General features: G+C 54.0%; 23 protein-coding genes and 3 pseudogenes. 18 read left to right on the top strand and 8 right to left on the bottom strand.

Going from position 1 to position 24,683, the window contains the following annotated elements:
* The first annotated feature begins 80 nt into the window (after positions 1 to 80).
* Both umuD and umuC read left to right on the top strand, forming a co-directional pair.
* A complete protein-coding gene (gene umuD, locus H7R76_RS13485; protein ID WP_182929022.1) occupies positions 81 to 515 on the top strand; it encodes a translesion error-prone DNA polymerase V autoproteolytic subunit in 435 nt (144 codons plus the stop codon).
* The gene (umuC, locus tag H7R76_RS13480) at positions 499 to 1,752 is read left to right on the top strand and encodes a translesion error-prone DNA polymerase V subunit UmuC (protein ID WP_106928933.1); all 1,254 of its coding nucleotides are present in this window, start codon (positions 499 to 501) and stop codon (positions 1,750 to 1,752) included. The genes umuD and umuC overlap by 17 nt, the downstream gene beginning before the upstream one ends.
* A 79-nt stretch (positions 1,753 to 1,831) precedes the next feature.
* Here the strand turns inward: umuC and ydfZ are convergent, their stop codons facing one another.
* Positions 1,832 to 2,035, bottom strand: a complete 204-nt coding sequence (gene ydfZ / locus H7R76_RS13475; protein WP_106928930.1) for a putative selenium delivery protein YdfZ — start codon at positions 2,033 to 2,035, stop codon at positions 1,832 to 1,834.
* A 412-nt stretch (positions 2,036 to 2,447) separates the two neighbouring features.
* Between ydfZ and uraH the strand changes: the two genes are divergently transcribed.
* On the top strand, positions 2,448 to 2,858 hold the full coding sequence (uraH, locus tag H7R76_RS13470) for a hydroxyisourate hydrolase (protein ID WP_182929021.1): 411 nt from the start codon (positions 2,448 to 2,450) through the stop codon (positions 2,856 to 2,858).
* A 415-nt stretch (positions 2,859 to 3,273) separates the two neighbouring features.
* On the opposite strand, the gene H7R76_RS13465 is transcribed toward uraH, so the two are convergent.
* Positions 3,274 to 3,786, bottom strand: a complete 513-nt coding sequence (locus tag H7R76_RS13465) for a hypothetical protein (protein ID WP_106928927.1) — start codon at positions 3,784 to 3,786, stop codon at positions 3,274 to 3,276.
* Between the two features lie 115 nt (positions 3,787 to 3,901).
* Between H7R76_RS13465 and H7R76_RS13460 the strand changes: the two are divergent.
* Positions 3,902 to 4,392: pseudogene (locus H7R76_RS13460) on the top strand (ATP-binding protein); the annotation flags it as partial.
* 387 nt (positions 4,393 to 4,779) lie between these two features.
* Here the strand turns inward: H7R76_RS13460 and H7R76_RS13455 are convergent.
* Complete coding sequence (locus H7R76_RS13455; RefSeq protein WP_106928925.1) at positions 4,780 to 5,301, bottom strand: hypothetical protein; 522 nt, start codon at positions 5,299 to 5,301, stop codon at positions 4,780 to 4,782.
* Positions 5,302 to 5,859: 558 nt separating this feature from the next.
* Positions 5,860 to 6,980, bottom strand: a protein-coding gene (locus H7R76_RS13450; RefSeq protein WP_182965507.1) for an IS3-like element ISSen4 family transposase whose coding sequence is annotated in 2 segments (ribosomal slippage) — positions 5,860 to 6,722 and positions 6,722 to 6,980 — 1,122 coding nt in all. Because the reading frame shifts where the segments join, the coding sequence is not laid out codon by codon here.
* Between the two features lie 283 nt (positions 6,981 to 7,263).
* Between H7R76_RS13450 and H7R76_RS13445 the strand changes: the two genes are divergently transcribed.
* The 10 genes and pseudogenes from H7R76_RS13445 to H7R76_RS24895 all read left to right on the top strand — a co-directional run.
* Complete coding sequence (locus tag H7R76_RS13445; protein ID WP_182965505.1) at positions 7,264 to 8,742, top strand: SulP family inorganic anion transporter; 1,479 nt, start codon at positions 7,264 to 7,266, stop codon at positions 8,740 to 8,742.
* Between the two features lie 17 nt (positions 8,743 to 8,759).
* Entirely contained in the window at positions 8,760 to 9,587 is an 828-nt protein-coding gene (locus tag H7R76_RS13440) for a universal stress protein (RefSeq protein ID WP_182965503.1), read from the top strand.
* 629 nt (positions 9,588 to 10,216) lie between these two features.
* Entirely contained in the window at positions 10,217 to 10,585 is a 369-nt protein-coding gene (gene sufA / locus H7R76_RS13435; protein ID WP_106928919.1) for a Fe-S cluster assembly scaffold SufA, read from the top strand.
* A 10-nt stretch (positions 10,586 to 10,595) separates the two neighbouring features.
* Complete coding sequence (sufB, locus tag H7R76_RS13430; RefSeq protein ID WP_182965501.1) at positions 10,596 to 12,083, top strand: Fe-S cluster assembly protein SufB; 1,488 nt, start codon at positions 10,596 to 10,598, stop codon at positions 12,081 to 12,083.
* Positions 12,084 to 12,100: 17 nt separating this feature from the next.
* Positions 12,101 to 12,847: a Fe-S cluster assembly ATPase SufC gene (gene sufC / locus H7R76_RS13425; RefSeq protein WP_106928915.1), complete on the top strand. Its 747-nt coding sequence runs from the start codon at positions 12,101 to 12,103 to the stop codon at positions 12,845 to 12,847.
* On the top strand, positions 12,822 to 14,096 hold the full coding sequence (sufD, locus tag H7R76_RS13420; RefSeq protein WP_182965499.1) for a Fe-S cluster assembly protein SufD: 1,275 nt from the start codon (positions 12,822 to 12,824) through the stop codon (positions 14,094 to 14,096). The genes sufC and sufD overlap by 26 nt, the downstream gene beginning before the upstream one ends.
* Positions 14,093 to 15,313, top strand: coding sequence for a cysteine desulfurase SufS (gene sufS / locus H7R76_RS13415; protein WP_182965497.1), 1,221 nt, complete (start codon positions 14,093 to 14,095; stop codon positions 15,311 to 15,313). The genes sufD and sufS overlap by 4 nt, the downstream gene beginning before the upstream one ends.
* 12 nt (positions 15,314 to 15,325) lie before the next feature.
* The gene (gene sufE / locus H7R76_RS13410) at positions 15,326 to 15,742 is read left to right on the top strand and encodes a cysteine desulfuration protein SufE (RefSeq protein WP_106928909.1); all 417 of its coding nucleotides are present in this window, start codon (positions 15,326 to 15,328) and stop codon (positions 15,740 to 15,742) included.
* Positions 15,743 to 15,852: 110 nt separating this feature from the next.
* Positions 15,853 to 16,620: pseudogene (gene ldtE, locus H7R76_RS24900) on the top strand (L,D-transpeptidase LdtE); the annotation flags it as partial.
* A pseudogene (locus H7R76_RS24895) lies at positions 16,621 to 17,097 on the top strand (L,D-transpeptidase family protein); the annotation flags it as partial.
* Between the two features lie 63 nt (positions 17,098 to 17,160).
* On the opposite strand, the gene H7R76_RS13400 reads toward H7R76_RS24895, so the two are convergent.
* The 3 genes from H7R76_RS13400 to ynhH form a co-directional block, all read right to left on the bottom strand.
* A complete protein-coding gene (locus H7R76_RS13400) occupies positions 17,161 to 17,397 on the bottom strand; it encodes a major outer membrane lipoprotein (protein WP_006118977.1) in 237 nt (78 codons plus the stop codon).
* Between the two features lie 310 nt (positions 17,398 to 17,707).
* Positions 17,708 to 19,120 carry a pyruvate kinase PykF gene (gene pykF / locus H7R76_RS13395; RefSeq protein WP_106928905.1) on the bottom strand — a complete coding sequence of 471 codons (1,413 nt, stop codon included), beginning with the start codon at positions 19,118 to 19,120 and terminating at the stop codon, positions 17,708 to 17,710.
* Between the two features lie 7 nt (positions 19,121 to 19,127).
* Complete coding sequence (gene ynhH, locus H7R76_RS25280) at positions 19,128 to 19,328, bottom strand: protein YnhH (RefSeq protein ID WP_420107849.1); 201 nt, start codon at positions 19,326 to 19,328, stop codon at positions 19,128 to 19,130.
* Between the two features lie 240 nt (positions 19,329 to 19,568).
* On the opposite strand from ynhH, the gene fumD reads away from it, so the two are divergent.
* Positions 19,569 to 19,784, top strand: a complete 216-nt coding sequence (fumD, locus tag H7R76_RS13390; protein WP_106928903.1) for a fumarate hydratase FumD — start codon at positions 19,569 to 19,571, stop codon at positions 19,782 to 19,784.
* Between the two features lie 7 nt (positions 19,785 to 19,791).
* On the opposite strand, the gene H7R76_RS13385 is transcribed toward fumD, so the two are convergent.
* Positions 19,792 to 20,430 (bottom strand): TetR/AcrR family transcriptional regulator, encoded by a 639-nt coding sequence (locus tag H7R76_RS13385; RefSeq protein ID WP_182965493.1) that lies wholly within the window; start codon positions 20,428 to 20,430, stop codon positions 19,792 to 19,794.
* Between the two features lie 132 nt (positions 20,431 to 20,562).
* Here H7R76_RS13385 and H7R76_RS13380 point away from each other — a divergent pair, with 132 nt between their 5' ends.
* The 3 genes from H7R76_RS13380 (at position 20,563) to H7R76_RS13370 (ending at position 24,679) form a co-directional block, all read left to right on the top strand.
* Positions 20,563 to 22,413, top strand: coding sequence for a bifunctional sugar phosphate isomerase/epimerase/4-hydroxyphenylpyruvate dioxygenase family protein (locus H7R76_RS13380; protein WP_106928899.1), 1,851 nt, complete (start codon positions 20,563 to 20,565; stop codon positions 22,411 to 22,413).
* Positions 22,414 to 22,503: 90 nt separating this feature from the next.
* Positions 22,504 to 23,853, top strand: a complete 1,350-nt coding sequence (locus H7R76_RS13375; protein ID WP_182965491.1) for an MFS transporter — start codon at positions 22,504 to 22,506, stop codon at positions 23,851 to 23,853.
* Entirely contained in the window at positions 23,843 to 24,679 is an 837-nt protein-coding gene (locus H7R76_RS13370; RefSeq protein WP_106928895.1) for a shikimate dehydrogenase family protein, read from the top strand. The genes H7R76_RS13375 and H7R76_RS13370 overlap by 11 nt, the downstream gene beginning before the upstream one ends.
* Positions 24,680 to 24,683 lie beyond the last annotated feature (4 nt).

Below are 24,683 nucleotides of genomic sequence, written 5' to 3'. Positions count from 1 at the left end.
TTAAATACACCATTATCATGCCTTCAGCCACCACAACAAGGGAAGACCCATATATAAACAGTGTTATTGAGTGGTTGAATATGAAGGTGCTTTATCTCTCTAAACCCGAACCCCCTGTCAAACTGCCGCTGTTCTTAGAGCGGGTTCCCTGCGGTTTTCCTAGCCCGGCGCAGGATTATGTGGAAGAAAGTCTGGATCTGACTGCGCTGGTGGTCAAGCATCCCAGTGCGACCTATTTTATCCGGGTGAGCGGGGATTCGATGATTGGCGCGGGGATCGGTGATGGCGACCTGCTGGTCGTGGATCGCTCGCTAAAAGCCTGCCATGGCGACATCGTGGTGGCGGCGGTGGCGGGGGAGTTTACGGTTAAAGAGCTGCGAATCCGGCCATCGGTTCAGCTGGTTGCGCATAATGCTCGCTATGCGCCGATTGTTTTTCACGCGGAAGAGGAGCTACAAATCTTCGGCGTCGTGACCTTTAGTTTAAAAGCCCATAAATATGTTCGCGCTGGTTGATGTTAACAATTTCTATGCTTCCTGTGAGACGGTCTTTCGCCCCGATCTCCAGGGTAAACCAGTGGTCGTGGTGTCCAATAACGATGGGTGCATTATTTCGCGCTCGGCAGAGGCAAAAGCGCTCGGCATCAAGATGGCTGCGCCGTATTTTAAAATTAAGGATGAGCTGCGCCGTCAGGGAGTAACCGTTTTTAGCTCAAACTACGCGCTGTATGCCGATCTTAGCCATCGGGTCATGCAGACGCTGCTGGCGTTCGTGCCGAATGTCGAGATTTATTCTATTGATGAAGCGTTTATCGATCTGTCGGGCTGCCGTTCGCTGGAATCATTTGGCCACCAGATACGCGAAACGGTGCAGAAGCATACCGGGCTGACGGTCGGCGTGGGGATCGGGCCAACCAAAACCCTCGCCAAACTGGCGAACCTGGCCGCTAAAACCTGGCGTAAAACCCATGGCGTGGTGGATCTTTCAGCGACAGAGCGCCAGCGCAAGCTGCTGGCGCTGCTCCCGGCACATGAAGTCTGGGGAGTCGGGCGTCGCACGCGTAAAAAACTCGAACTGATGGGCATTGAGACAGCATTGCAGCTTGCTGACACGTCAACATGGGTGATTCGCCAGCATTTTAACGTGGTGATGGAGCGTACGGTGCGGGAGCTGCGCGGCGAGTCTTGCCTGGCGCTTGAGGAGTTTGCGCCTATTAAGCAGCAAATTATCTATAGCCGTTCGTTTAGCCACCGCATCACGGACTACGATGAAATGCATCAGGTTGTTTGTGCTTATGCTGAACGCGCAGCGGAGAAACTGCGTGCGGAAAGGCAGTACTGTTGTGTGATTAGTCTGTTTATGCGCACCAGCCCGCATGCGGTAAATGAGGTATTTTACGCGCCGCAGTCTAGCGGCAGGCTGGCCGTTCCGACCTGTGACACCCGAGATATTATTCGTGCAGCGACCCGTTCGCTGGACACCGTCTGGCGCGAGGGTTTTCGTTATATGAAGGCGGGGGTGATGCTAAGCGATTTTTTCAGCCAGGGCGTAGCGCAGCTTAACTTGTTTGACCCTCATCCGCCGCAGGCTAACGGGCACGCGTTGATGCAGGTTATCGATAGTATTAATCACTCGGGACGGGGGCACATTGGCTTTGCCGGTAAAGGGATTGAACAGGCATGGGCAATGAAGCGAGCGATGCTGTCTCCTGGCTACACAACGCGCTATACGGATCTGCCGGTTGCCAGATAGCGGGCTGCCATTAAGGCCACGCTGAGCGGCCTTAATGGGCGTGCTTTCACCGTTTAACGCGGTGAGAACGGGGGACTGATTAGTTGAGCCCCAGGCGGATCAGATCAATCGGGCAAAACGTACCGTCCTGACCATCAATCTCTACGCAGCTTGCGCGGCGTAGCTGTTCCGCCGTTTTGCCTTCTCCGTGGATAGTGGTAATCACACCGGTTGCGCCATTGTTGGCGATCATCACACGGCTACCAGTGGTGATAGCGTTACGGTTACGATCGTAAGTTTTCATCGTCTCCTCCTTTCACATTGTAAGACGGGTTAGATTGGCGGTATGAATTAATAGCGCGGTAGACGGTGTCATGTTTTGCGCTCTGTCAAAATGCGGCTTTTTTTGTCGGGATTTATGGACAAAACAACTGTGCCCTTGCCCGCTTAATACCTATCCCGATGGACAAGCTGAATGTTGTTCGGGCTGACACACTGGCCATCGGCATCGACAAAAACGCCGGAAGCCGCTTTACCGCTTGTCTTATTCGCCAGCATCAGATGCGGCTCACCATGTAAAATATGCGCGTGCTTCTTCAGAACACCACTCCGTGAACAGAGGACATTTTCCCATCAATTGATAACAAAAAGTTGAATTTTATTTATCAATAAGATGACTAAGATTGACCTGTGATTTTGATTACAGGAAGCAAACAATGAATGCAAAAATAAGTCTGGCGTTGTTACTGACCTCTCTGTTAGCGCCGGTGGCGTACAGCGCACCAATAGGAACGCTCAGCGTCCACATTCTCAACCAGCAAACCGGGATACCGTCAAAAGACGTTGATGTGACGCTGGAAAAACAGCAGGCGACGGGCTGGGATATGCTGGCGAAAGGAAAAACGGACAGCGATGGCCGGATTAAATCGCTGTATCCTGACGATCGGGACATGCAGCCAGGCGTTTATCGGGTCACGTTTAAAACCGGGGAGTATTTTAAGCGTGAAAAGTACGCGTCGTTCTTCCCTGAAGTCCCGGTATTATTCACGGTGACAAAGACCAATGAAAAGCTGCATATTCCACTTCTGCTGAGTCAGTATGGATATTCGACCTATAAAGGAAGCTGAGTTTCGTTCTCTGCCCGAACGACCGCCAGGCCAGCCTGAACGCTGGCTTTTTTTATGCATTATTCGGATGGTGCGGGGAAAAATCCAGTCGGACGAAGGGGATTTATTATCCACCCTCCATTGCCCACGATGAAATGAAACCGCCGTATGCTGGTGTTTTTCGCACCGCGGTGGTTTTGCATGGAACCCAAATCGCCAGCGTTTATGTCTAATCTACGCTGCTTCCATGGGAGAAAACTGGTCAGATATCAACCCATTATGGGGCATGTTATTGTCATATTTTTAATGGGGGTAATATGTGCACTAATCTTTTTGATAATGCTCGTCGTTACACTGACGAGAAAAAATAACAACGAAAGCCGCAGATTGCGGCTTTTTTCATACACCTGAAAAGAAGGGGCGTTCTGGTGATTAATTATTCACCTATATTATGCGTATTGATTAACTCGGGTTTCAGGCGGTCGAATGGCACGCAATCGCGCATGTCGTAATACAGCCCTTTGTCGATGTAGCGGCTGCAAACCAGATCTACAGCATTGCCAACATCCAGATCTTTCAGCCACTGAATGTCTTCAGATTTCGTATTGTGCGGGCGGAAAGAAAATCCCATGCCGCCTTCTTTACTCACTGCGTAACAATCAACGTCTGTTTCACATTGAATACGGTCGATAGTCATTGAGAATCTGATCCAGCCTCGTTTGAGTTGGTCTTTCAGCTTCAGTTCGTTTTTAAGCCGCTGCTCGGATACGCTATCGATGCTGTATGTGTAAACCTCAATTTTCGGTTGTGGCTTTACTTCCTGCTGGTGCGGAACTGATGGTGGGATCTCCCCTGCGCTATCGTGGGAGTTGCCAGCAAAATGGTAACCGGCGAGGCCACCTATTATTAAACAACCCAATCCTGTGGCTAAAACACCATAAGTCTTCATCGTAATTCTCATTCAGTGGATTCATTCGCCGCAAAGTATACAGGATATGAATATGTATTTTTAAAGCGGTGATTGATTTCATCCCTCCGATAATAGGGGGGGATGTGCTATCTAGCCGAAATTCACCAACCCAGCAGAGCTGCTGGCGCGGCAACGGGAAGACGGACTCAAACGGTGTGAGGCGCTGGACAAACTGAACCAGAAGCGCGGACAGATAAAATCTGCAGTGGTTCCGGCATTAAACGCCTGCATCGCAGCTGTACGTTCGCCAACGACGAAGGGTCCAGCGAGCAACAGCGCAAGGCCTACACCATAGCGAAAAGCTACGCGCAGAACTTCGGGAATGGCTTTGCTCGCTTCGTGTTTAGCTGCGACCGGGGTACCGGGAAAAACCATCTTGCCGCGGCGATTGGTAACCATCTACTGTCTGCTGGTTATTCGGCCCTGGTCGTCACCATTCCGGATCTGATGCTTCGGGTTCGAGAGTGCTACGACGGCGGCCAGTCGGAAGCCTCTCACCAGGAGAATCTATGCACGGTTGACCTGCTTGTGCTGGACGAGGTCAGCATTCAGCGCGGCCGCAGCGGCGAGAAGACCATGATCAGCCATAGCCGGGAGAAGTTCTTTGAAGAAATCGCTCTAGTGGCGCAGTAAATTTGGCCACCTGATTAAAGGTGATATTCTCACCACAACATAAAACAGGTGGCTTAATGAACAAGAAAGCCAAACGTACGTTCCTCCTGCGCAGGCATTGTGGAGCGTGCAGTTGGGCTCCGGCACGGAAGGGCTAGTGCGTCTTTGTAATGGCTGAATTAATCGTCAACATTGACCTCCATCTCCCCTTGTGGCAGTTCACCCTTAGCGCAGTCAGTAAGTTGCGCACTGTAGCGATCATCTATTTTGTTACAGTCAATGATGGATACATAGGCCCACTGAGCGTGGGCCTGAATTACTGGCAGACAGAATGTCGTATTTCTTGCTACGAAGCCGAAATTAAAAAACCTTCCAGAACGGGCGAGAACATATTTTTTTAACATTCCAATATTTAACTGGATTATTGCTGTATTGTTTTACCACCTCTTCTGAGCTGACTGACGCGTCAGGAACAAAGTCCGCAGGGACCTGAACCGCGTGGCTTCCGGATGATATGTAATAGTACTTTCCTGCTTCTGGAATAAGTGATGAATGAGTGCTACTAATAAATGAGCCGAGATTCTTTAATTGTGAGACAGAATACAAAGCACCCGGTTTTACTTTACTGACGACTACGTTTCCTTTTGATTTGAAAACATTAGAATCAAGCTCATAACGATCAGCCATTTCGAAACAATCATCTTTACTATTCAGGACGTAAGAGCCGAGATAGATAGTTCCTATGTTTCCCTGACGATTCAGTACATACAATGTTGCAGCATCACTGCCATTATAATTATCATAATCAAGGGGCAGTACCCTTGCGCATCCAGTAACCCCAAGAGATATTGCTGCAATTATGATTATTTTCTCTATTTTCATATCATATCAACCTTAATTAGATAGATAGTTTTCATCATTAACAAAATTTGTGATTTTGGCTTATGATACAGATAGTTATGTGAGTCGAATAGCCGCCTTGTTCACAAAGTTGATAATACACCTTGTAGAAATGATGAAGCTGTTTGCTTCAGGGTATTGAGGTATTTAAAGACTGGCAGTCTTGACGTCGGTAGGAATGCTCAGAACACATCTCTCCTTGTTCAGGTGAGGGAACAGCCCCTATAAGTATCCATGGCAAACCGAACCATTCACTTTCAAAGACTATCTGGAGAACGGTTCAGTTATCCTGTAAGCCTAATGTCCGTTACTCGCTTACTGCGGAACTTCAGTTCAGCTAGCTGGTCCGCGTTGTGCCAAAAGCGGACACTTCCAAAACAGAATGGATAAATAAATGTCAAATAGCGCGTACAGAAGTCCACTCACAGTTTGACCCTGTCTGTGGTTTGCTTATAGTATTGTTCGGCTTTGAACGAATTCAGGTTCCGGCCTTATGCCTGTCAGTTGCCCCTGACCTGCCCCCACGATTAGATACAACACTCAGTTAGTAACGTCGGAATCTTCATTCTCAGAATGACCCTTTCTCCAGCCCGCTGCAAATTCAGACGGTGTCTGATAATTCAGCGTGGAGTGCGGGCGGCATTCGTTATAATCCTGCCGCCAGTCATTAATAATTTTCATGGCATGAACGATATCGCTGAACCAGTGCTCATTCAAACATTCATCGCGAAATCGTCCGTTAAAGCTCTCAATAAATCCGTTCTGCGTTGGCTTGCCCGGCTGGATTAAGCGCAACTCAACACCATGCTCAAAGGCCCATTGATCCAGTGCACGGCAAGTGAACTCCGGCCCCTGGTCAGTTCTTATCGTCGCCGGATAGCCTCGAAACAGTGCAATGCTGTCCAGAATACGCGTGACCTGAACGCCTGAAATCCCAAAGGCAACAGTGACCGTCAGGCATTCCTTTGTGAAATCATCGACGCAGGTAAGACACTTGATCCTGCGACCGGTGGAAAGTGCGTCCATGACGAAATCCATCGACCAGGTCAGATTGGGCGCCGCCGGACGGAGCAGCGGCAGACGTTCTGTTGCCAGCCCTTTACGACGTCTTCTGCGTTTTACGCCCAGGCCACTGAGGTGATAAAGCCGGTACACGCGCTTATGATTAACATGAAGCCCTTCACGGCGCAGCAACTGCCAAATACGACGGTAGCCAAAACGCCTGCGCTCCAGTGCCAGCTCAGTGATGCGCCCTGATAAATGCGCATCAGCAGCCGGACGGTGAGCCTCATAGCGGCAGGTCGACAGGGATAAACCTGTAAGCCTGCAGGCACGACGTTGCGACAGACCGGTCGCATCACACATCAACATCACGGCTTCCCGCTTCTGGTCTGTCGTCAGTACTTTCGCCCAAGAGCCACCTGAAGCGCCTCTTTATCCAGCATGGCTTCGGCAAGCAGCTTCTTGAGTCTGGCGTTCTCTTCCTCAAGCGACTTCAGGCGCTTAACTTCAGGCACCTCCATACCGCCATACTTCTTACGCCAGATGTAAAACGTGGCATCGGAAATGGCATGCTTGCGGCAGAGTTCACGGGCGGGTACCCCAGCTTCGGCTTCGCGGAGAATACTGATGATCTGTTCGTCGGAAAAACGCTTCTTCATGGGGATGTCCTCATGTGGCTTATGAAGACATTACTAACATCGGGGTGTACTAATCAACGGGGAGCAGGTCACCCCCAGGCAACACGCGGACAATACATATACACCAGCAATGGAGAATCTGATAACCGTTATGCGTATTACGCCACCCTGAGTTTTTCCTACCTCCGTCGTACTGAGCGAGTCTCAGCACGCACTCAATTACATCCCGTCTGCGGATGTGCTTTATCGTACGTAAAATCGTTGCCCTCCAGGGCTGACTGTATCTAAAAACTGAGAAATTATTATGCTGCTGTCCTCGACACGTAGGGACTGGCTGGGTAACGTCCGTGGTGACGTTCTTGCCGGTATTGTTGTCGCGCTCGCGCTCATTCCAGAAGCGATCGCATTTTCCATTATTGCCGGTGTGGATCCCCAGGTAGGCCTCTACTCAGCGTTCTGTATCCCTCTCGTTACGGCCTTCTTTGGCGGGCGTTCGGCAATGATTTCGTCCTCCACGGGGGCAATGGCGCTGCTGATGGTGACTCTGGTGAAAGATCAAGGCCTGGAATATTTACTGGCCGCGTCCATTCTTACAGGGGTATTCCAACTGATAGCCGGCTATCTGAAGCTCGGCGGGCTGATGCGCTTTGTTTCACGCTCAGTGGTGACGGGATTCGTTAATGCGCTGGCAATACTGATATTCATGGCCCAGTTGCCAGAACTGACCAACGTAACCTGGCATGTCTATGCCATGACTGCAGCGGGCCTGGGGCTTATCTATCTCTTCCCCTATCTCAACAAAACCATTCCTTCACCTCTTGTCTGCATCGTGGTACTGACCGGCATTTCCGTGTTGCTGCAGCTTGATGTTCGGACCGTCGGGGACATGGGGAAACTTCCCGACAGCCTGCCGGTATTCCTGCTTCCTGACGTACCTTTAAATCTCCAGACGCTGCTCATCATCCTGCCTTATTCTGCCGGGCTTGCGATGGTTGGCCTGCTTGAGTCGATGATGACCGCCACGATTGTGGATGACATGACCGACACGCCAAGTGACAAAAACCGGGAGTGCAAAGCTCAGGGTATCGCGAATATCTGCACATCCTTTATCGGAGGAATGGCAGGCTGCGCGATGATTGGGCAATCCGTTATCAACGTAAAATCTGGTGGACGTGGACGGCTTTCAACCCTCACGGCGGGCGTGGTTCTGCTTTGCCTGATTGTGTTCCTGCGCGACTGGGTATCTCAAATACCGATGGCGGCGCTGGTCGCAGTGATGATTATGGTTTCCATCGGAACATTCTCCTGGCGCTCTATTACAAACCTGCGTTCACACCCCCTTTCAACCAGCGTGGTCATGCTTGCCACCGTCCTGGTTGTGGTGGCAACACATAATCTGGCCTTCGGTGTACTGACCGGTGTACTGATTGCTTCGCTTAACTTTGCCACTAAAGTATCCCGGTTCATGCGTGTAACCTCAGTTCTGGAAGGGATGAGCCGGACGTATACCGTTACCGGCCAGGTATTCTTTGCATCAGCAGATCGCTTTACCAGCCACTTTGATTTCCGTGAAGCGATTGAGAATGTGGTGATAGATGTTTCACATGCCCATTTCTGGGACATCACTTCGGTTACAGCCCTGGACAAAGTGGTTATTAAGTTCCGCAGAGAGGGTACTGAGGTTGAGATTCGCGGGATGAATGATGCCACCCGCACCCTTGTTGATCGGTTTGGTATGCATGATAAACCCGAAGAAGTTGATAAATTAATGGGAGGTCATTAATGTCCGGAAGTCATGAAATGAACAACACCGTTGTTGCCTGTGTGGATGGTTCGTCATCAACACAGGCCGTCTGTAAATATTCGGCTTGGGCGGCCTCCACGCTGAAGGTCTCTCTGGCCCTGCTTCATGTACTGGAAAAAAGTAGCCAGCCTGTGGCTTCGGACCTGACAGGAACCATCGGCTTAGACAGTTGGGAACATTTTACAGAAGAGCTGGTTCACCTTGAGGGCGAACGTAACCGATTATTGATGGCGCAGGGTAAAGCCATTCTGAAAAATTGTTCTGAGCTGCTGGCAGAGACGGGGCTACAAGCACCACAACAATTGCAAAAACATGGCACGCTAGATGGGATTTTGGCTGAATTAGGGGAGACGCGTCTTATGGTGCTGGGGCGTCGAGGGGCATCAAATCCGGTCGGAAGCCATCTTGAGAATGTTATTCGTCTGCAAAAAAATCCTGTCTTAATTGTACCCGAAACCTTCTCTGTTCCTTCACGTGTCATGTTCGCCTATGACGGAAGTGAAGCGAGTCTGGAAAATTTGCGCCAATTATCCGTAAGTCCATTGTTTTTGAATCTGACATGCCATCTGGTGATGGTGAATGGAAGGTCAGAGTCGCTGGAGGTCGCTCAGTCTCTGCTGCAAAGAGCAGGCATAACCAGTCAGGCAAGTTTGCTAAAAGCCGATACTGTGGCTCATGCGCTGTGCCGCTACGCCGAGGAACACGGGATTGATCTTATGGTTATAGGAGCGTACGGACATTCACGGCTGCGCAAATTCTTTATCGGCAGCAACACAACAGAGATGCTATCTGATAGCCGTCAGCCCCTGCTAATGCTCAGATAAAACAGGCGGGCCCTGATTTCGGGGCTGCTTCTAGCTCACAGCAGCCTTTAGCTCTGTGATCTTTTCCGCTTTGTGCCAGAGGCGGACGTTAGCTATACCGTGACATGATGATTTATTAGGAGCCGGTAGGGGGAGTTACCATTGCAGCACACTACCAGAGATTCTACGATTTAAAATTCCCTGCGATCATTAAGAGGTTACAGCGAAATGCAATAGCACGAATCTGGGGGGGAATGGGGGCAAAAGGTATTGTGGGGGCATGTTTGGGGGCATAAAAAAGTCTGTATATGTCCCTATATAGCTATACAGTAGTTTCCGTAACCCATTGATAGTGCTCTAACCCCTTGATTCACAGAACACGCCAAAACCGATTAAATAAATAGGCATTAGCTATGCATCTTTAATTCTCTGCCGCATTAAGCCTATCAATGCAATTAAATCTATTATTTTTCAAAGCATTGCAAAATTTTCTCTATCCCATTCACCTGCCGTAGCAGGGTCTATGCTTATAAAAAGCGATACACAAAGGGGCGCAGGCGCAATACCCCCACGCGGCGCGGGTTGAAGTGATAATCATTATCACTAACATGGCGTTATTCCCTTTGTGGCTCCACTGATGAGGTAGACCTATGGAAGTGCATTCTGGAACCTTTGATCCCAACGATGTGACCTGGCGCGGTATCACGCTGACGCCTTCGGCAGCGGCGCATATTCGCGAACTGGTCAAACAGCAGCCGACGCTCCAGGGCGTGCGTTTGGGGGTTAAGCAAACCGGCTGTGCGGGCTTCGGCTACGTGCTGGACGCAGTCAGCGAGCCGGATCGTGACGATCTGTTGTTTGAGTACGAGGGCGCGAAGCTGTGGGTGCCTTTACGCGCAATGCCGTTTATTGACGGTACCGAGGTGGATTACGTGCGCGAAGGGCTGAATCAGCTGTTCAAATATCATAACCCCAAGGCGCAGAACGAATGCGGCTGTGGCGAAAGCTTCGGGGTATAGGCGGTACATAATGACGCGTAATACTGACGCAACTGACGATGTCCAGACCTGGGCCGGCGGCCCGCTGAACTATAAAGAAGGCTTTTTCACTCAGCTGCAAACCGACGAGCTGGCGAAGGGCATTAACGAAGACGTGGTGCGGGCGATCTCCGCCAGGCGCAACGAGCCGGAATGGATGCTGGCATTTCGCCTCAAGGCCTATCGTGCCTGGCTGGAAATGGAAGAGCCTCACTGGCTGAAGGCGCACTATGATGCGCTGAACTATCAGGACTACAGCTATTATTCCGCGCCGTCCTGCGGAAACTGCGACGATAGCTGCGCCTCTGAACCTGGCGCACAGCAGCAAACCGGGAGCAGCAGCTTTTTAACCGATGAGGTTGAAGCCGCGTTTAACCAGCTTGGCGTTCCGGTACGTGAAGGTAAAGAGGTGGCGGTAGACGCCATTTTTGATTCGGTGTCGGTGGCGACAACCTACCGGGAAAAACTCGCTGAACAAGGGATTATTTTTTGCTCGTTTGGTGAAGCGATTCATGACCATCCGGAGCTGGTCCAGCGTTACCTCGGTACGGTTGTTCCGGAAAATGACAACTTCTTTGCTGCGTTAAACGCGGCGGTGGCCTCAGACGGTACCTTTATTTATATCCCTAAGGGCGTCCGCTGCCCGATGGAGCTGTCGACCTATTTCCGTATCAACGCAGAAAAAACCGGCCAGTTTGAGCGCACGATTTTGATAGCCGACGAGGGCAGCTATGTGAGCTACATTGAGGGCTGCTCGGCGCCGGTGCGCGATAGCTATCAGCTGCATGCGGCGGTGGTAGAGGTGATCATTCATAAAGACGCCGAGGTGAAATACTCCACCGTGCAGAACTGGTTCCCCGGTGACAACAACAGCGGCGGGATCCTCAACTTTGTGACCAAGCGCGCGCTGTGCGAAGGTGAAAATAGCAAAATGTCGTGGACGCAGTCGGAAACGGGCTCGGCCATTACCTGGAAATACCCTAGCTGTATTTTGCGCGGCGATAACTCGGTGGGGGAATTTTTCTCCGTGGCGCTGACCAGCGGTCACCAGCAGGCTGATACCGGCACCAAGATGATCCACATCGGTAAAAACACAAAATCGACCATCATCTCGAAGGGGATTTCCGCCGGGCATAGCCAGAACAGCTATCGCGGGCTGGTGAAAATTATGCCGACGGCGACCAACGCCCGCAACTACACCCAGTGTGACTCGATGCTCATCGGCCCTGACTGCGGTGCACATACGTTTCCGTACGTGGAGTGTCGCAATAACAGCGCCCAGCTGGAGCACGAGGCGACCACTTCGCGTATTGGTGAAGACCAGCTGTTCTATTGTCTGCAGCGCGGCATCAGCGAAGATGATGCCATCTCAATGATTGTTAACGGATTTTGTAAGGATGTTTTCTCGGAGCTGCCGCTGGAGTTCGCCGTGGAAGCGCAAAAACTGCTGGCTATCAGCCTTGAACACAGCGTCGGTTAAGCATTAAGGGAAACGATATGTTGAATATCAAAGATTTACAGGTCTCCGTTGAGGACAAAGAGATTCTGCGCGGCGTCAGCCTGAACGTCCGCCCGGGCGAAGTCCACGCCATTATGGGACCGAACGGGTCGGGGAAAAGTACGCTCTCTGCGACGCTGGCTGGCCGTGAAGACTATACGGTGACCGGAGGGGCTGTCACCTTTAAAGGCCATGACCTGTTAGCGCTGTCGCCGGAAGAGCGGGCCGGGGAAGGGATTTTTATGGCCTTCCAGTACCCGGTTGAAATTCCCGGCGTGAGCAACCAGTTTTTCCTGCAAACCGCGCTCAACGCGGTGCGCGCCCATCGTGGGCAAGAGCCGCTGGATCGCTTCGATTTTCAGGATTTGATGGAAGAGAAAATCGCCTTGCTGAAAATGCCGGCGGACCTGCTGACCCGGTCGGTGAACGTCGGGTTTTCTGGCGGTGAAAAAAAACGCAACGATATCTTACAGATGGCTGTGCTGGAGCCTGAATTATGCATTCTTGATGAAACCGATTCCGGGCTGGATATCGATGCGCTGAAAATTGTCTCGGAAGGCGTTAACGCGCTGCGGGACGGCAAACGCAGCTTTATTATCGTCACTCACTACCAGCGTATCCTGGACTATATCAAGCCTGACGTGGTGCATGTGCTGTATCAGGGGCGGATCGTGAAATCGGGTGATTTTCGGCTTGTGAAACAGCTGGAGGAACAGGGCTATGGCTGGCTTAGCGAACAACAGTAGCGCGCTGCAGCAGTGGCATGCGCTATTGCAGGCGCGCGGCGGACAGCCGTCGCCGCAGGCGCTGGCGCACCTGCAGCAGATCCATCAGCTTGGCCTGCCTACACGCAAGGATGAAGACTGGAAGTACACCGCGCTTGATAAGCTGCTCGCCAGCACCTTTGTCGCGCCCGCGCTGCCTGCATTGACGGCTCAACAGCGCGATGCTCACGCGGTAGCGCTGGCGGCGCATCGGCTGGTGTTCGTTGACGGTCAGTTTGATGCACGTCTCAGCGATGATCCTGGCGGTAGCGGGTTTGAGGTGACGGTGGATAATCAGCGCCAGTCGCTGCCGGATGCGGTTCATCCCGAGGCCTTCCTGCATCTGACGGAAAGTCTGGCCACCAGCGTGACGCGTATCCGCGTACGGCGTAATCAGCGTCCCGAAAAACCGCTGCTGCTGCTGCATCTGACGCGCGGCCTGGAAACGGGCGAGATGAATACGGCGCATTACCGCCACCATTTACAGCTAGAGGAAGGGGCCCAGGCGACGGTTATCGAGCACTATGTCAGCCTGAATGCGCTGCGCCACTTTACCGGCGCAAGGTTGACGATGGACGTGGCCGATAATGCCCAGCTACAGCATCTGAAGCTGGGGTTTGAAAACGATCAGAGCTACCACTTTTCCCATAACGATCTACGGCTAGGGCGAGACGCAGCCGCTTTCAGCCACAGCTTCCTGTTGGGCGCGGCGGTTGCCAGACACCACACCAGCAGCCAGCTGAATGGCGAAAACAGCACGTTGCGTTTGAATAGCCTGGCGATGCCGGTTAACGCTGAAGTGTGCGATTCCCGCACGTGGCTTGAACATAATCAGGGCTACTGTAACAGCCGGCAGCTGCATAAAACCATCGTCAATGATAAGGGGCGGGCGGTATTCAACGGTGTGATTACCGTGGCGCCGCACGCCGTTAAAACCGACGGCCAGATGACCAACAACAATCTGCTGCTGGGTCGGCTGGCAGAAGTCGACAGCAAACCGCAGCTCGAGATTTACGCTGACGATGTGAAATGCAGCCACGGTGCCACCGTCGGGCGAATCGACGACGAGCAGCTCTTTTATTTACGTTCACGCGGCGTGGCGCTGGAGGAAGCGAGGAACATCATCCTTTATGCGTTTGCCGCCGGGCTGACCGATGCCATTACCCTGGAGGCGCTGAAGCAGCACGTACTGGCGCGGATCGGGCTGCGTCTGGCAGGAGGTAAACAATGACTTTTTCCGTACAACAGGTGCGCGCCGATTTTCCGGTACTCTCCCGCGAAGTCAACGGCCAGCCGCTGGCGTATCTGGACTCCGCGGCCAGCGCGCAGAAACCCGAGCAGGTGATCCACGCGGAAGCGGCGTTTTATCGCAACGGCTACGCGGCGGTACACCGGGGCATTCACACGCTGAGCGCCGAAGCCACCCAGCGAATGGAAGAGGTGCGCCAGAAGGTCGCGCGTTTTCTTAATGCAGCCAGCGCCGAAGAGATCGTCTTTGTGCGCGGTACGACTGAAGCGATTAATCTGGTCGCCAACAGCTGGGGCAACCGTAACGTTCAGGCGGGCGATAATATCGTGATCACGGCGATGGAGCACCACGCCAATATTGTGCCGTGGCAAATGCTCTGTGCACGTGCGGGGGCACAGCTGCGGGTCATCCCGCTCAACGCCGATGGCACGTTGCAGATGGCGGCGGTCGAGGGGCTATTTGATGCGCGCACCCGCCTGCTGGCGGTGACCCAGGTGTCTAACGTGTTGGGGACCGAGAACCCGCTGTCGGAGCTGATTGCCATCGCGCATCGCCATAACGCGAAAGTGCTGGTGGACGGCGCGCAGGCGGTGATGCATCACCCGGTCGACGTGCGGGCGCTGGGCTGCGACTTCTACGCCTTCTCTGGCCATAAACTCTACGGCCCCACGGGAATTGGCGCGCTGTATGTTACCGCCGACATCCTACAGACGATGCCGCCGTGGGAAGGCGGTGGGTCAATGATTGCCACCGTTAGCCTGACGGAAGGCACCACGTGGGCGAAAGCGCCGTGGCGTTTCGAGGCCGGAACGCCGAATACCGGCGGCATTATCGGTCTGGGCGCCGCGCTGGATTATGTCAACGGCCTGGGGCTGACGCACGTTGCTGAATATGAACAGACGCTGATGCGCTACGCGCTGGACGCGCTGGCAGACGTGCCGGATCTGCATTTGTACGGGCCCGCCGAACGCCTGGGGATCATTGCTTTTAATCTCGGCAAGCATCATGCCTACGACGTTGGCAGCTTTCTCGATAACTATGGGATTGCCGTACGCACCGGTCATCACTGCGCGATGCCGCTGATGGCGTTTTATCAGGTGCCCGCAATGTGCCGGGCGTCGTTGGCCATGTACAACACCGTTGAAGAGGTCGACCGCCTGGTGGCGGGCCTGCAGCGCATTCGCCGATTACTGGGGTAACAGGGAGCAACCATGGCGGCTTTACCGGACAAAGATAAACTGTTGCGCAACTTTAACCGCTGCGCCAACTGGGAAGAGAAGTATCTCTATATTATTGAGCTGGGCCAGCGTCTGGCGCCGCTCAGCCCCGAGCAGCACCGCCCGGAGAATATTATTCAGGGGTGCCAGAGCCAGGTGTGGATTGTGATGGGGCGTGACGATCGGGGTCGTATCACGCTGCAGGGCGACAGCGATGCGGCAATTGTTAAAGGCTTGATTGCCGTGGTGTTTATCCTCTACGATGGGATGACCGCTGCGGACGTACAGGCTTTTGATGTACGGCCCTGGTTTGAACAGATGGCGCTGGCGCAGCATCTGACGCCGTCACGTTCTCAGGGACTGGAGGCCATGATTCGCGCTATCCGCACGCAGGCGGCAAGTTTTAGCTAATATCAAATAGACAGCTTTCATTCTGTTACGAAAGGTGGGCGGGCAGCCCACCACGCTGGTGGTTCAGCTTTCTGGCATGTTGTCAGTGAATATGAATAAGGAATCCAGATATGAAGCGCGCGTCCCTCTTAACACTCGGCATTTTAGGCGCCCTCAGCGCGATCTCAAGCGCCTGGGCGGTTGACTACCCATTACCCCCTGCCAACAGTCGTTTAATCGGCCACAATCAAACCTACACGGTTCAGGAGGGGGATAAGAACCTACAGGCCATCGCCAGACGCTTTGATACGGCGGCGATGCTGATTCTTGAAGCCAACAATACCATCGCACCGGTTCCCCGTCCCGGCACCGTGGTGACGATTCCGTCGCAGATGCTGCTGCCGGACGTCCCGCGTGAAGGGATTGTCGTCAACCTCGCCGAGCTGCGCTTGTATTACTTCCCGCCGGGTGAACAGCAGGTCCAGGTCTATCCGATAGGCATCGGCCTGCAGGGGCTGGAAACGCCGGAAATGACGACTCGGGTCGGGCAGAAGATCCCGAACCCGACCTGGACGCCAACGCCGGGTATCCGCGCGCGTTCGCTGGAGCGCGGCGTGACGTTGCCCGCTGTCGTGCCTGCCGGGCCGCATAACCCGCTAGGGCTGTATGCGCTGCGTCTGGCGTACGGTAACGGTGAATACCTTATCCATGGTACCAACGCGCCGGATAGCGTCGGGCTACGCGTCAGCTCGGGCTGTATTCGCATGAATGCGCCGGACATTAAGGCGCTGTTCGCCCAGGTGCGCAGCGGGACGCCGGTGCGGGTGATCAATGAGCCGGTGAAATATTCAGTGGAACCGAACGGCGCGCGCTATCTGGAAGTGCACCGCCCGCTGTCGCATAACCCGCTAGGGCTGTATGCGCTGCGTCTGGCGTACGGTAACGGTGAATACCTTATCCATGGTACCAACGCGCCGGATAGCGTCGGGCTACGCGTCAGCTCGGGCTGTATTCGCATGAATGCGCCGGACATTAAGGCGCTGTTCGCCCAGGTGCGCAGCGGGACGCCGGTGCGGGTGATCAATGAGCCGGTGAAATATTCAGTGGAACCGAACGGCGCGCGCTATCTGGAAGTGCACCGCCCGCTGTCGCAGAACGCCGAGCAGGACACGCAAACGATGAAGATGACGCTGTCATCCGGCTTTAAAGTGTTTGCTGGTCACGGTAGCGTGGATGAAGCGCAGGTGAAGCGCGTGCTGTCTCGTCGTGCCGGATATCCGGTGGCGGTGTCTCAGGGCGCTGGGGCGGCTTCAGCTTCGGAGCCGGTCGTGTCAGCACAGAATGCGGACATGACATCAGGGAAGGTTACGCAGTAGGGCGGGGGATTTACAGGCAAAAAAAATGGCGCACAATGTGCGCCATTTTTATTACCAGAACTCTTACTTACGGTAAGAGTGAGCCTGGTTGTCCAGACGCTGGTTAGCACGAGCTGCGTCGTCTTTAGCAGCCTGAACGTCGGAACGCACTGCGTTCACGTCGTTGCTCAGCTGGTCAACTTTAGCGTTCAGAGTCTGAACGTCAGAAGACAGCTGATCGATTTTAGCATTGCTGGAGCAACCTGCCAGCAGAGTAGAACCCAGGATTACCGCGCCCAGTACCAGTTTAGTACGATTCATTATAAATACCCTCTAGATTGAGTTAATCTCCATGTAGCGTTACAAGTATTACACAAACTTTTTTATATTGAGAATATTTTTTTATGCGTTTTCCCTTATTTTTGATCGTTCGCTCAAAGAAGCACCGACTTTGCGCTTTTGCCGGGAAAATGCGTGTGAAAACAGAGGACTTCCATCGGATTCATCTTAGATAATCGAAGTTTAAATAGTGAGAGCCTATTTGATTTTTTATTGAGCAGGGTTATCTGAGTGTATAAAAAAAGCGCCCAATGGGCGCTTTTTAGGCAAACTATAATAAGTATGTGGATTATTACAGTACGTGTACGGAGGCGGTGTTGGTGGTGCCGCTCGGTACCAGCGCGCCGGAAACCATCACCACGACGTCGCCTTTCTGTGCCAGACCGCTTTCTACAGCGACTTCTTTGCCCAGACGGTAGAAATCATCGGTAGAGCTGATTTCTTTGACAACCTGTGCGACAACGCCTTTGCTCAGCACCAGCTGACGCGCAGTCGTTTCGTTGGTGGTCAGCGCCAGGATGGTGGCATCCGGGAAGTATTTACGGATAGCGCGTGCGGATTTACCGCCCTGGGTTGCTACCACGATCAGCGGTGCGTCCAGTTTCTCAGCGGTTTCTACTGCGCCACGGCAGACGGCTTCGGTGATGCGCAGCTTACGGCTGTCGTTGTTGAACTCCAGACGGCTGGTCATCACGCGGTCAGTACGTTCACAGATGGTGGCCATAATGGTCACGGCTTCCAGCGGGTACTTACCTTTTGCGGATTCACCGGACAGCATGACTGCATCGGTGCCGTCGAGGATGGCGTTTGCTACGTCGCCGGCTTCAGCGCGGGTCGGACGCGGGTTTTTGATCATGGAATCCAGCATCTGGGTCGCAGTGATAACGACTTTGCGCGCGCGGATACATTTTTCGATGATCATTTTCTGGGCGAAGATAACTTCTTCAACCGGGATCTCAACGCCCATGTCACCACGAGCAACCATGATGCCGTCAGAGGCTTCGAGGATTTCGTCGAAGTTGTTCAGGCCTTCCTGGTTTTCAATTTTGGAGATGATCTGGATGTTTTCGCCGCCGTGCGCCTTCAGGTGCTCGCGGATTTCAATAACGTCAGAACGTTTACGAATGAAGGATGCGGCAACGAAGTCAACGCCCTGTTCGCAACCGAAGATCAGGTCCTGTTTGTCTTTTTCAGCCAGCGCTGGCAGCGCGATGGAAACGCCCGGCAGGTTAACGCCTTTGTTCTCACCCAGGTCGCCGTTGTTCAGCACTTTACAGATAACTTTGTTACCTTCGATAGCGGTCACTTCCATACCGATCAGGCCATCGTCAACCAGCACGGTGTTGCCCACTTTCAGGTCAGAGGTGAAGCCTTCGTAGGTGACCGCAACGATTTCGCTGTTGCCGATAACGGATTTGTCGGTGGTGAAGGTGAAGGTCTGGCCCGCTTTCAGGGAGACGTCGTTACCGCCTTCCAGTTTGATGGTACGGATTTCCGGACCTTTGGTATCCAGCAGGATAGCGGCTTTCTTACCGGTTTTGCTCATCACGTTGCGCAGGTTCTTGATGCGCTGACCGTGTTCAGCATAGTCGCCGTGAGAGAAGTTCAGACGCATAACGTTCATGCCCGCGTCGAGCATTTTGCCTAACATCTCTTCGGATTCGGTTTTCGGCCCGATGGTGCAAACAATTTTGGTCTTTTTCATGACAGTCTTAGTCTTTAAGTTGAGATTGAGAAGGATTTGGAATTCTCGCCCCATGCGCGCACGGCCACGGAGTCAAACCTGTGTTACGAAAGTTGCTATGCCACGCCATAAGGATAGGTGACATAAAAAAAGCGTGCAGAGGAAAGTGTGCTAGAGGTTCAGCATAGTCAAAAAGGCGATGTTTTAATCGTTTATTGATGTAGTCCAATGAGCTGAAACCATTCAAGAAAGAAACGCGGCGGATTATACGATGTTATGGCGAAAAAAGAAAATAAAAACGCTGTTTCAAAATGAATGAAGGCTGTTTAACAAAATAAAAACGAATTATAGGTGAAAATGTAACAGCATAGATGCGCAACGGCAGACGCCGGGAGCCTGCTGATTTGCTTTCTGTGCGAAACGAAACAATAATAATTTGATTCTTAATGGAAATTAGCGAGCGTAAACGATGGGAAATCAGGCAAAAGACGACGTTTTATACCAGGAAATGTGCCGCGTAGTGGGAAAAGTTGTGCTGGAAATGCGCGATTTGGGCCAGGAACCGAAGCATATTGTGATCGCTGGCGTGGTCCGCACGGCGCTGGCAAACACCAAGGTCCAGCGTTCAGAGCTGACGCGTGAAGCGATGCAGAAGGTGGTAACTGCGCTGTCAGGGCAGGCCTGACAGCGGATCAGGCGATCACAAAGCGCAAAATCGATTTCACCGCCAGCTCGCTGTGGTGATGAATCAGCCCCTCATCGTTGATATCCGGAAGCGGACCGTCCAGATAGAGGCTGTTAAAGCTGTAAAAATTAGACACCTGATAAAAGCTGAAGCTGCTAATCAGACGGTGAACGTCGCGCGCGTCTAACGCGGGCTGGAATATGCCCTGTTCTTGCCCGCGGTGCAGAATCTGCTCCAGCAAGGAGAGGGCGCTTTTATTCAGCCGCTTCAGATCGCCCGAAGCCAGCAGCCATTTCCCGCGCTGCATATTCTCCATACAGATAATCCGCATAAAATCAGCGTGCTCGGCGTGATAACGTACGCTCCATTTCACCAGTTGGACGAGTGCTTCCACCGGCGGCAGATTCTCCAGCCCCAATTGCTGCGCGGTCTCGCGAATGCGCGTATAGACGTACTGCAGTACCGCCTGGTACAACAGCTCTTTAGTCTTAAAGTAGTACACCACCATACGCTTGGTCGTCTGCGCCTCGCCGGCTATCTGTTCCATACGCGCACCGGCCAAGCCGTGCTCCGCAAAAACCGCGATTGCGGCGGTAAAAATCCGTGTTTTTAGCGACTGCGCTTCATCGTGAGCGATGGCTGACATAACCACTCCTGTTCATTTTTGCCGGGCACAAAAAATACACACAACGATCACAAATTAGCAACCAAATCTGGCGCACTTGAACCAAATGATTCATATTCGATGCAACTGCTACCGCCAAAGCCAGGTGAAACCATGTTGCGTTCAATTGCTACCGTATCCCTTTCTGGAACCCTGCCTGAAAAGCTCAGCGCGATTGCCGCTGCCGGTTATCAGGGCGTTGAAATCTTTGAAAACGATTTGCTCTATTATACCGGTACGCCGACGGATGTCCGTAATATGGCCGACGATCTGGGGCTTAAAATCACGTTATTTCAGCCTTTTCGCGATTTTGAAGGCGGCCCGCGCGAGCGGTTTGCGGCTAACCTGGCGCGAGCCGAGCGCAAATTTGCGCTGATGCACGAGCTGGGCTGCGACACGCTGCTGCTGTGCAGTAACGTTCAGGCCGACTGTTCTGCCGACTTTTCCCTGCAGGTTGAAGATTTGCGCGCGCTGGCGACGCTGGCGGAGCGGGAAAATATCCGCATTGGCTATGAAGCGCTGGCGTGGGGTACCCACGTAAATCGCTGGTATCAGGCCTGGGAGCGGGTGAAAGCGGTAGATAGCCCGGCGTTGGGGATCGTGCTCGATAGCTTCCATATCCTGGCATTAGGCGACGATCTGCGTCGTTTGCACGAAGTGCCGATGGACAAGATCACCTTCCTCCAGCTGGCCGATGCACCGTTGATGAAAATGGATGTGCTCGAGTGGAGCCGCCATTTCCGCTGCTTTCCGGGGCAGGGTGAACTGCCGCTGGTGGCGTTTACTCAAGAACTGACGCGCCTTGGCTACCGTGGCCCATGGTCGCTGGAAATTTTTAACGACGGCTTCCGCGCCTCGCCCAACGGCGCGACGGCCAAAGACGGCTATCGCTCGTTGCTGTGGCTGGAAGAGCAGACTCAACGCACACTCGGTGAGAGCGGGGCGGATCTGTTCCACACGGCCAATCTACCGACTTTTGAGGGCATTGAGTTTATTGAGTTCGCCGCGAGCCCTGGCGAAGCGAAAAAGCTGAGCACCATGCTCGGCGGTATGGGATTCCAGCTGGAGGGGATGCACCGTTCCAAGCAGGTCGCGCTGTGGCGTAACGGCGGCGCGCGGGTAATTATCAACTATCAGCCCCACAGCTGGGCGGATCACTTCTATCAACGTCACGGCGTCTCGCTGTGTGCGATTGCGCTACGGGTCAGCGAAAGTGCGCCAGCGATCGCTCGCGCCAAAGCCTATGGCTACGCCACCTGGCAGGGCGAAGCCGGGCCGAATGAAAGCACCATCCCGGCGGTATGCGCACCGGACGGCAGCCTGATTTATCTTGTCGATAGCCAACAGGATATTTACGCGCAGGATTTTACCCTCACCGAAACGGCGAACGTGGGGCCGCTGCTGGGGATCGACCATCTGGCGCTAGGGATGGAGGCCGACAGCCGTGACAACTGGGTGATGTTTGTTCGCGCGGTGCTGGGTTTTACGCTGGAGCATGAACAAACGCTACCAGACCCTTACGGCCTGGTGCGCAGCCTGGCGGTGCAAAGCCCGCAGGGTACCGTACGCCTGGCGCTGAATATCTCTCAAAGCCGCGCAACGCAGATTGCCCGCTCGGTGGCCTGCTATCAGGGGGCCGGGCTACAGCACGCGGCGTTCGCGGGTCGCGATCTCCCCACGCTGCTGGACAACCAACCGCTGGCAGCCGCGCTGTCGCTGCCGGTTCCGGCAAACTATTACGATGATTTGCAGGCGCGATTTGGCGATAGCGCGCAGGTGGAAACCCTACGCCGCCAGCAGATTCTCTACGATCGTGACGGTACGGGCGGCGAATTTTTACACCGTTACACCTTACCGTTCAGCGAAGGGCGCTTCTTCTTTGAATTTACCGAACGTCGTCACGGCTACGCGCAGTACGGCGCGGTGAATGCTGCCGTACGACTGGCGGCAATGCAGTACCGTTAGCGCCGGAATGTACCATTCGGTACGCTGGCGCCACAGGCTAGACCATAACAATAAACATTCATCTGCACTCGACAACGACAGGTAAACACTATGAATTCACTCGGCCAACCTCGTGTGGCCACCGCTGCGGCGGTGAACGCGATCCCTCGCTCCCGGCGGCGCATTGGTATTCTGGCGCTGCTGGCCGTGGGGACCATGATCAACTATCTCGACCGCACGGTGCTGGGGATTGCCGCGCCGCAGCTGACCCAGGAGCTGGGCATTAGCGCCGCGGTGATGGGGATTGTCTTTTCTGCCTTTGCTTGGACCTACGCGCTGGCGCAGATCCCCGGCGGCATGTTCCTCGATCGCTTCGGCAACAAGTTGACCTATTTTCTGGCGCTGAGCTTCTGGTCGCTGTTTACGTTGCTGCATGGTTTTGCCGTAGGTCTGAAAACGCTGCTGCTGTGCCGTTTTGGTCTTGGCGTCAGCGAAGCGCCGTGCTTCCCGGTGAATAGCCGGGTGGTGAGCGCCTGGTTTCCGCAGCATGAACGAGCAAAAGCGACCGCGGTGTATACCGTTGGTGAATATCTCGGGCTGGCCTGTTTTGCGCCGCTGCTGTTCTGGATTATGGGCGGTTTTGGCTGGCGCATGCTGTTTATCTCGGTAGGTGTCGTCGGCATGTTATTTGCGCTGGTCTGGTGGCGATGCTATCGCGAACCGCATGAGGACAGCCGTCTGAGCCAGCAGGAGCGCGAGTACATTGCCGCCGGCGGCGGCATCAGCTCTGGCGCTGAGCAGCGCAAGGCGTTCAGCTGGCCGCTGGTACGTCAGCTGTTGCGCAAACGGCAAATTATTGGCGCCAGTATCGGCCAGTTTGCGGGCAATACCGTGCTGGTATTTTTCCTGACCTGGTTCCCCACCTATCTGGCGACCGAGCGGCATATGCCGTGGCTGAAAGTCGGGTTCTTCGCCATTCTGCCGTTTCTGGCAGCGGCGGGCGGCGTGATGTTCGGCGGTTGGGTGTCGGATAAGCTGCTGAAAGCTACCGGCAGCGCCAACCTGGGCCGTAAGTTGCCCATTATCGCGGGGCTGCTGATGGCGAGCTGCATTATTAGTGCTAACTGGCTGTCCAGCGACACGGCGGTGATCCTGGTGATGTCGTTCGCGTTCTTTGGCCAGGGGATGGTCGGGCTGGGCTGGACGTTAATTTCCGATATGGCACCGAAGGGGCTGGGCGGGCTGACCGGCGGGCTATTTAACTTCTGCGCCAACCTGGCGGGGATCCTCACGCCGCTGGTGATTGGTTTTATCGTGGCGGCGTTTGGCAGCTTCTTCTACGCCCTGGTGTATATCGGCGGCGCGGCGCTGCTTGGCGTGGTGGCGTATCTGTTTATTCTCGGTGATGTGAAGCGCATCGAACTGGATCTGCCTGAACTGGAGGAAACGCATGCACATTAGTGGGCGTACGCGGTTGATTGCGCATTTGGGATATCCGACGGAAAGCTTCAAGGCGCCAATGATCTATAACCCCTGGTTTGAAAACCAGAGCGTCGACGTCAAAGTGGTGCCGATGGGCATCAAGCCGGAAGATTATGCGTCGTTGATCCCCGCGCTGTTTTCGCTAACCAATATTGCGGGCGCACTGGTGACGATGCCACATAAAGTGGCGACCTGCGGGCTGGTCGACCGGATGAGTCCCACCGCGCAAATTGCCGGTGCCTGCAACGCTATCCGCCGCGAAGCCGATGGTTCGCTGACCGGTGATATGTTTGACGGTGACGGCTTTGTGCGCGGCATTCAGCGCAAGGGCTTTGGTACCGTCGGGGCACGCGCGATGGTGGTGGGCAGCGGCGGCGTGGGGTCGGCGATTGCGGCTTCGCTAGCGGCAGCGGGCGTCAGTGCGTTGACGCTATACGATGCGCGGGAAAGCACGGCGCACGCGCTGGCTGACCGTTTACAGGGGCATTACCCGCAGCTCGAACTGACGGTGATGGACAACGATCCGGCGGGGCATGGCCTGGTTGTCAATGCGTCACCGTTGGGCATGCTCCCTGCCGATCCGCTGCCGATGGACGTTCAGCGAATAGAGCCCGGCACGTTCGTGGGCGAAGTCGTCATGAAGCAGACGTTTACGCCTTTCTTGCAAGCGGCAATGGCGCGCGGGTGTCCGGTACAGCCAGGGACGGATATGCTGTTTGAAATGATCCCGGCCTATCTGGACTTCTTCCATCTGCCGGTGGCAACGCCGGATCGGCTGCGGATGCTGGCGGAAATTCACGACTAAAGTG

This window comes from Klebsiella sp. WP8-S18-ESBL-06, assembly GCF_014169755.1.
In the GTDB taxonomy this organism is placed as follows: Bacteria; Pseudomonadota; Gammaproteobacteria; order Enterobacterales; family Enterobacteriaceae; genus Kluyvera; species Kluyvera ascorbata_B.
Note: the sequence above shows the minus strand (reverse complement) of the source record. Positions and strands in the feature narration are given on the sequence as shown.

Coding starts and splice junctions, on each gene's coding strand:
- umuD (WP_182929022.1), top strand. CDS start 81: ATGAAGGTGCTTTATCTCTCTAAACCCGAACCCCCTGTCAAACTGCCG.
- umuC (WP_106928933.1), top strand. CDS start 499: ATGTTCGCGCTGGTTGATGTTAACAATTTCTATGCTTCCTGTGAGACG.
- ydfZ (WP_106928930.1), bottom strand. CDS start 2,035: ATGAAAACTTACGATCGTAACCGTAACGCTATCACCACTGGTAGCCGT.
- uraH (WP_182929021.1), top strand. CDS start 2,448: ATGAATGCAAAAATAAGTCTGGCGTTGTTACTGACCTCTCTGTTAGCG.
- H7R76_RS13465 (WP_106928927.1), bottom strand. CDS start 3,786: ATGAAGACTTATGGTGTTTTAGCCACAGGATTGGGTTGTTTAATAATA.
- H7R76_RS13455 (WP_106928925.1), bottom strand. CDS start 5,301: ATGAAAATAGAGAAAATAATCATAATTGCAGCAATATCTCTTGGGGTT.
- H7R76_RS13445 (WP_182965505.1), top strand. CDS start 7,264: ATGCTGCTGTCCTCGACACGTAGGGACTGGCTGGGTAACGTCCGTGGT.
- H7R76_RS13440 (WP_182965503.1), top strand. CDS start 8,760: ATGAACAACACCGTTGTTGCCTGTGTGGATGGTTCGTCATCAACACAG.
- sufA (WP_106928919.1), top strand. CDS start 10,217: ATGGAAGTGCATTCTGGAACCTTTGATCCCAACGATGTGACCTGGCGC.
- sufB (WP_182965501.1), top strand. CDS start 10,596: ATGACGCGTAATACTGACGCAACTGACGATGTCCAGACCTGGGCCGGC.
- sufC (WP_106928915.1), top strand. CDS start 12,101: ATGTTGAATATCAAAGATTTACAGGTCTCCGTTGAGGACAAAGAGATT.
- sufD (WP_182965499.1), top strand. CDS start 12,822: ATGGCTGGCTTAGCGAACAACAGTAGCGCGCTGCAGCAGTGGCATGCG.
- sufS (WP_182965497.1), top strand. CDS start 14,093: ATGACTTTTTCCGTACAACAGGTGCGCGCCGATTTTCCGGTACTCTCC.
- sufE (WP_106928909.1), top strand. CDS start 15,326: ATGGCGGCTTTACCGGACAAAGATAAACTGTTGCGCAACTTTAACCGC.
- H7R76_RS13400 (WP_006118977.1), bottom strand. CDS start 17,397: ATGAATCGTACTAAACTGGTACTGGGCGCGGTAATCCTGGGTTCTACT.
- pykF (WP_106928905.1), bottom strand. CDS start 19,120: ATGAAAAAGACCAAAATTGTTTGCACCATCGGGCCGAAAACCGAATCC.
- fumD (WP_106928903.1), top strand. CDS start 19,569: ATGGGAAATCAGGCAAAAGACGACGTTTTATACCAGGAAATGTGCCGC.
- H7R76_RS13385 (WP_182965493.1), bottom strand. CDS start 20,430: ATGTCAGCCATCGCTCACGATGAAGCGCAGTCGCTAAAAACACGGATT.
- H7R76_RS13380 (WP_106928899.1), top strand. CDS start 20,563: ATGTTGCGTTCAATTGCTACCGTATCCCTTTCTGGAACCCTGCCTGAA.
- H7R76_RS13375 (WP_182965491.1), top strand. CDS start 22,504: ATGAATTCACTCGGCCAACCTCGTGTGGCCACCGCTGCGGCGGTGAAC.
- H7R76_RS13370 (WP_106928895.1), top strand. CDS start 23,843: ATGCACATTAGTGGGCGTACGCGGTTGATTGCGCATTTGGGATATCCG.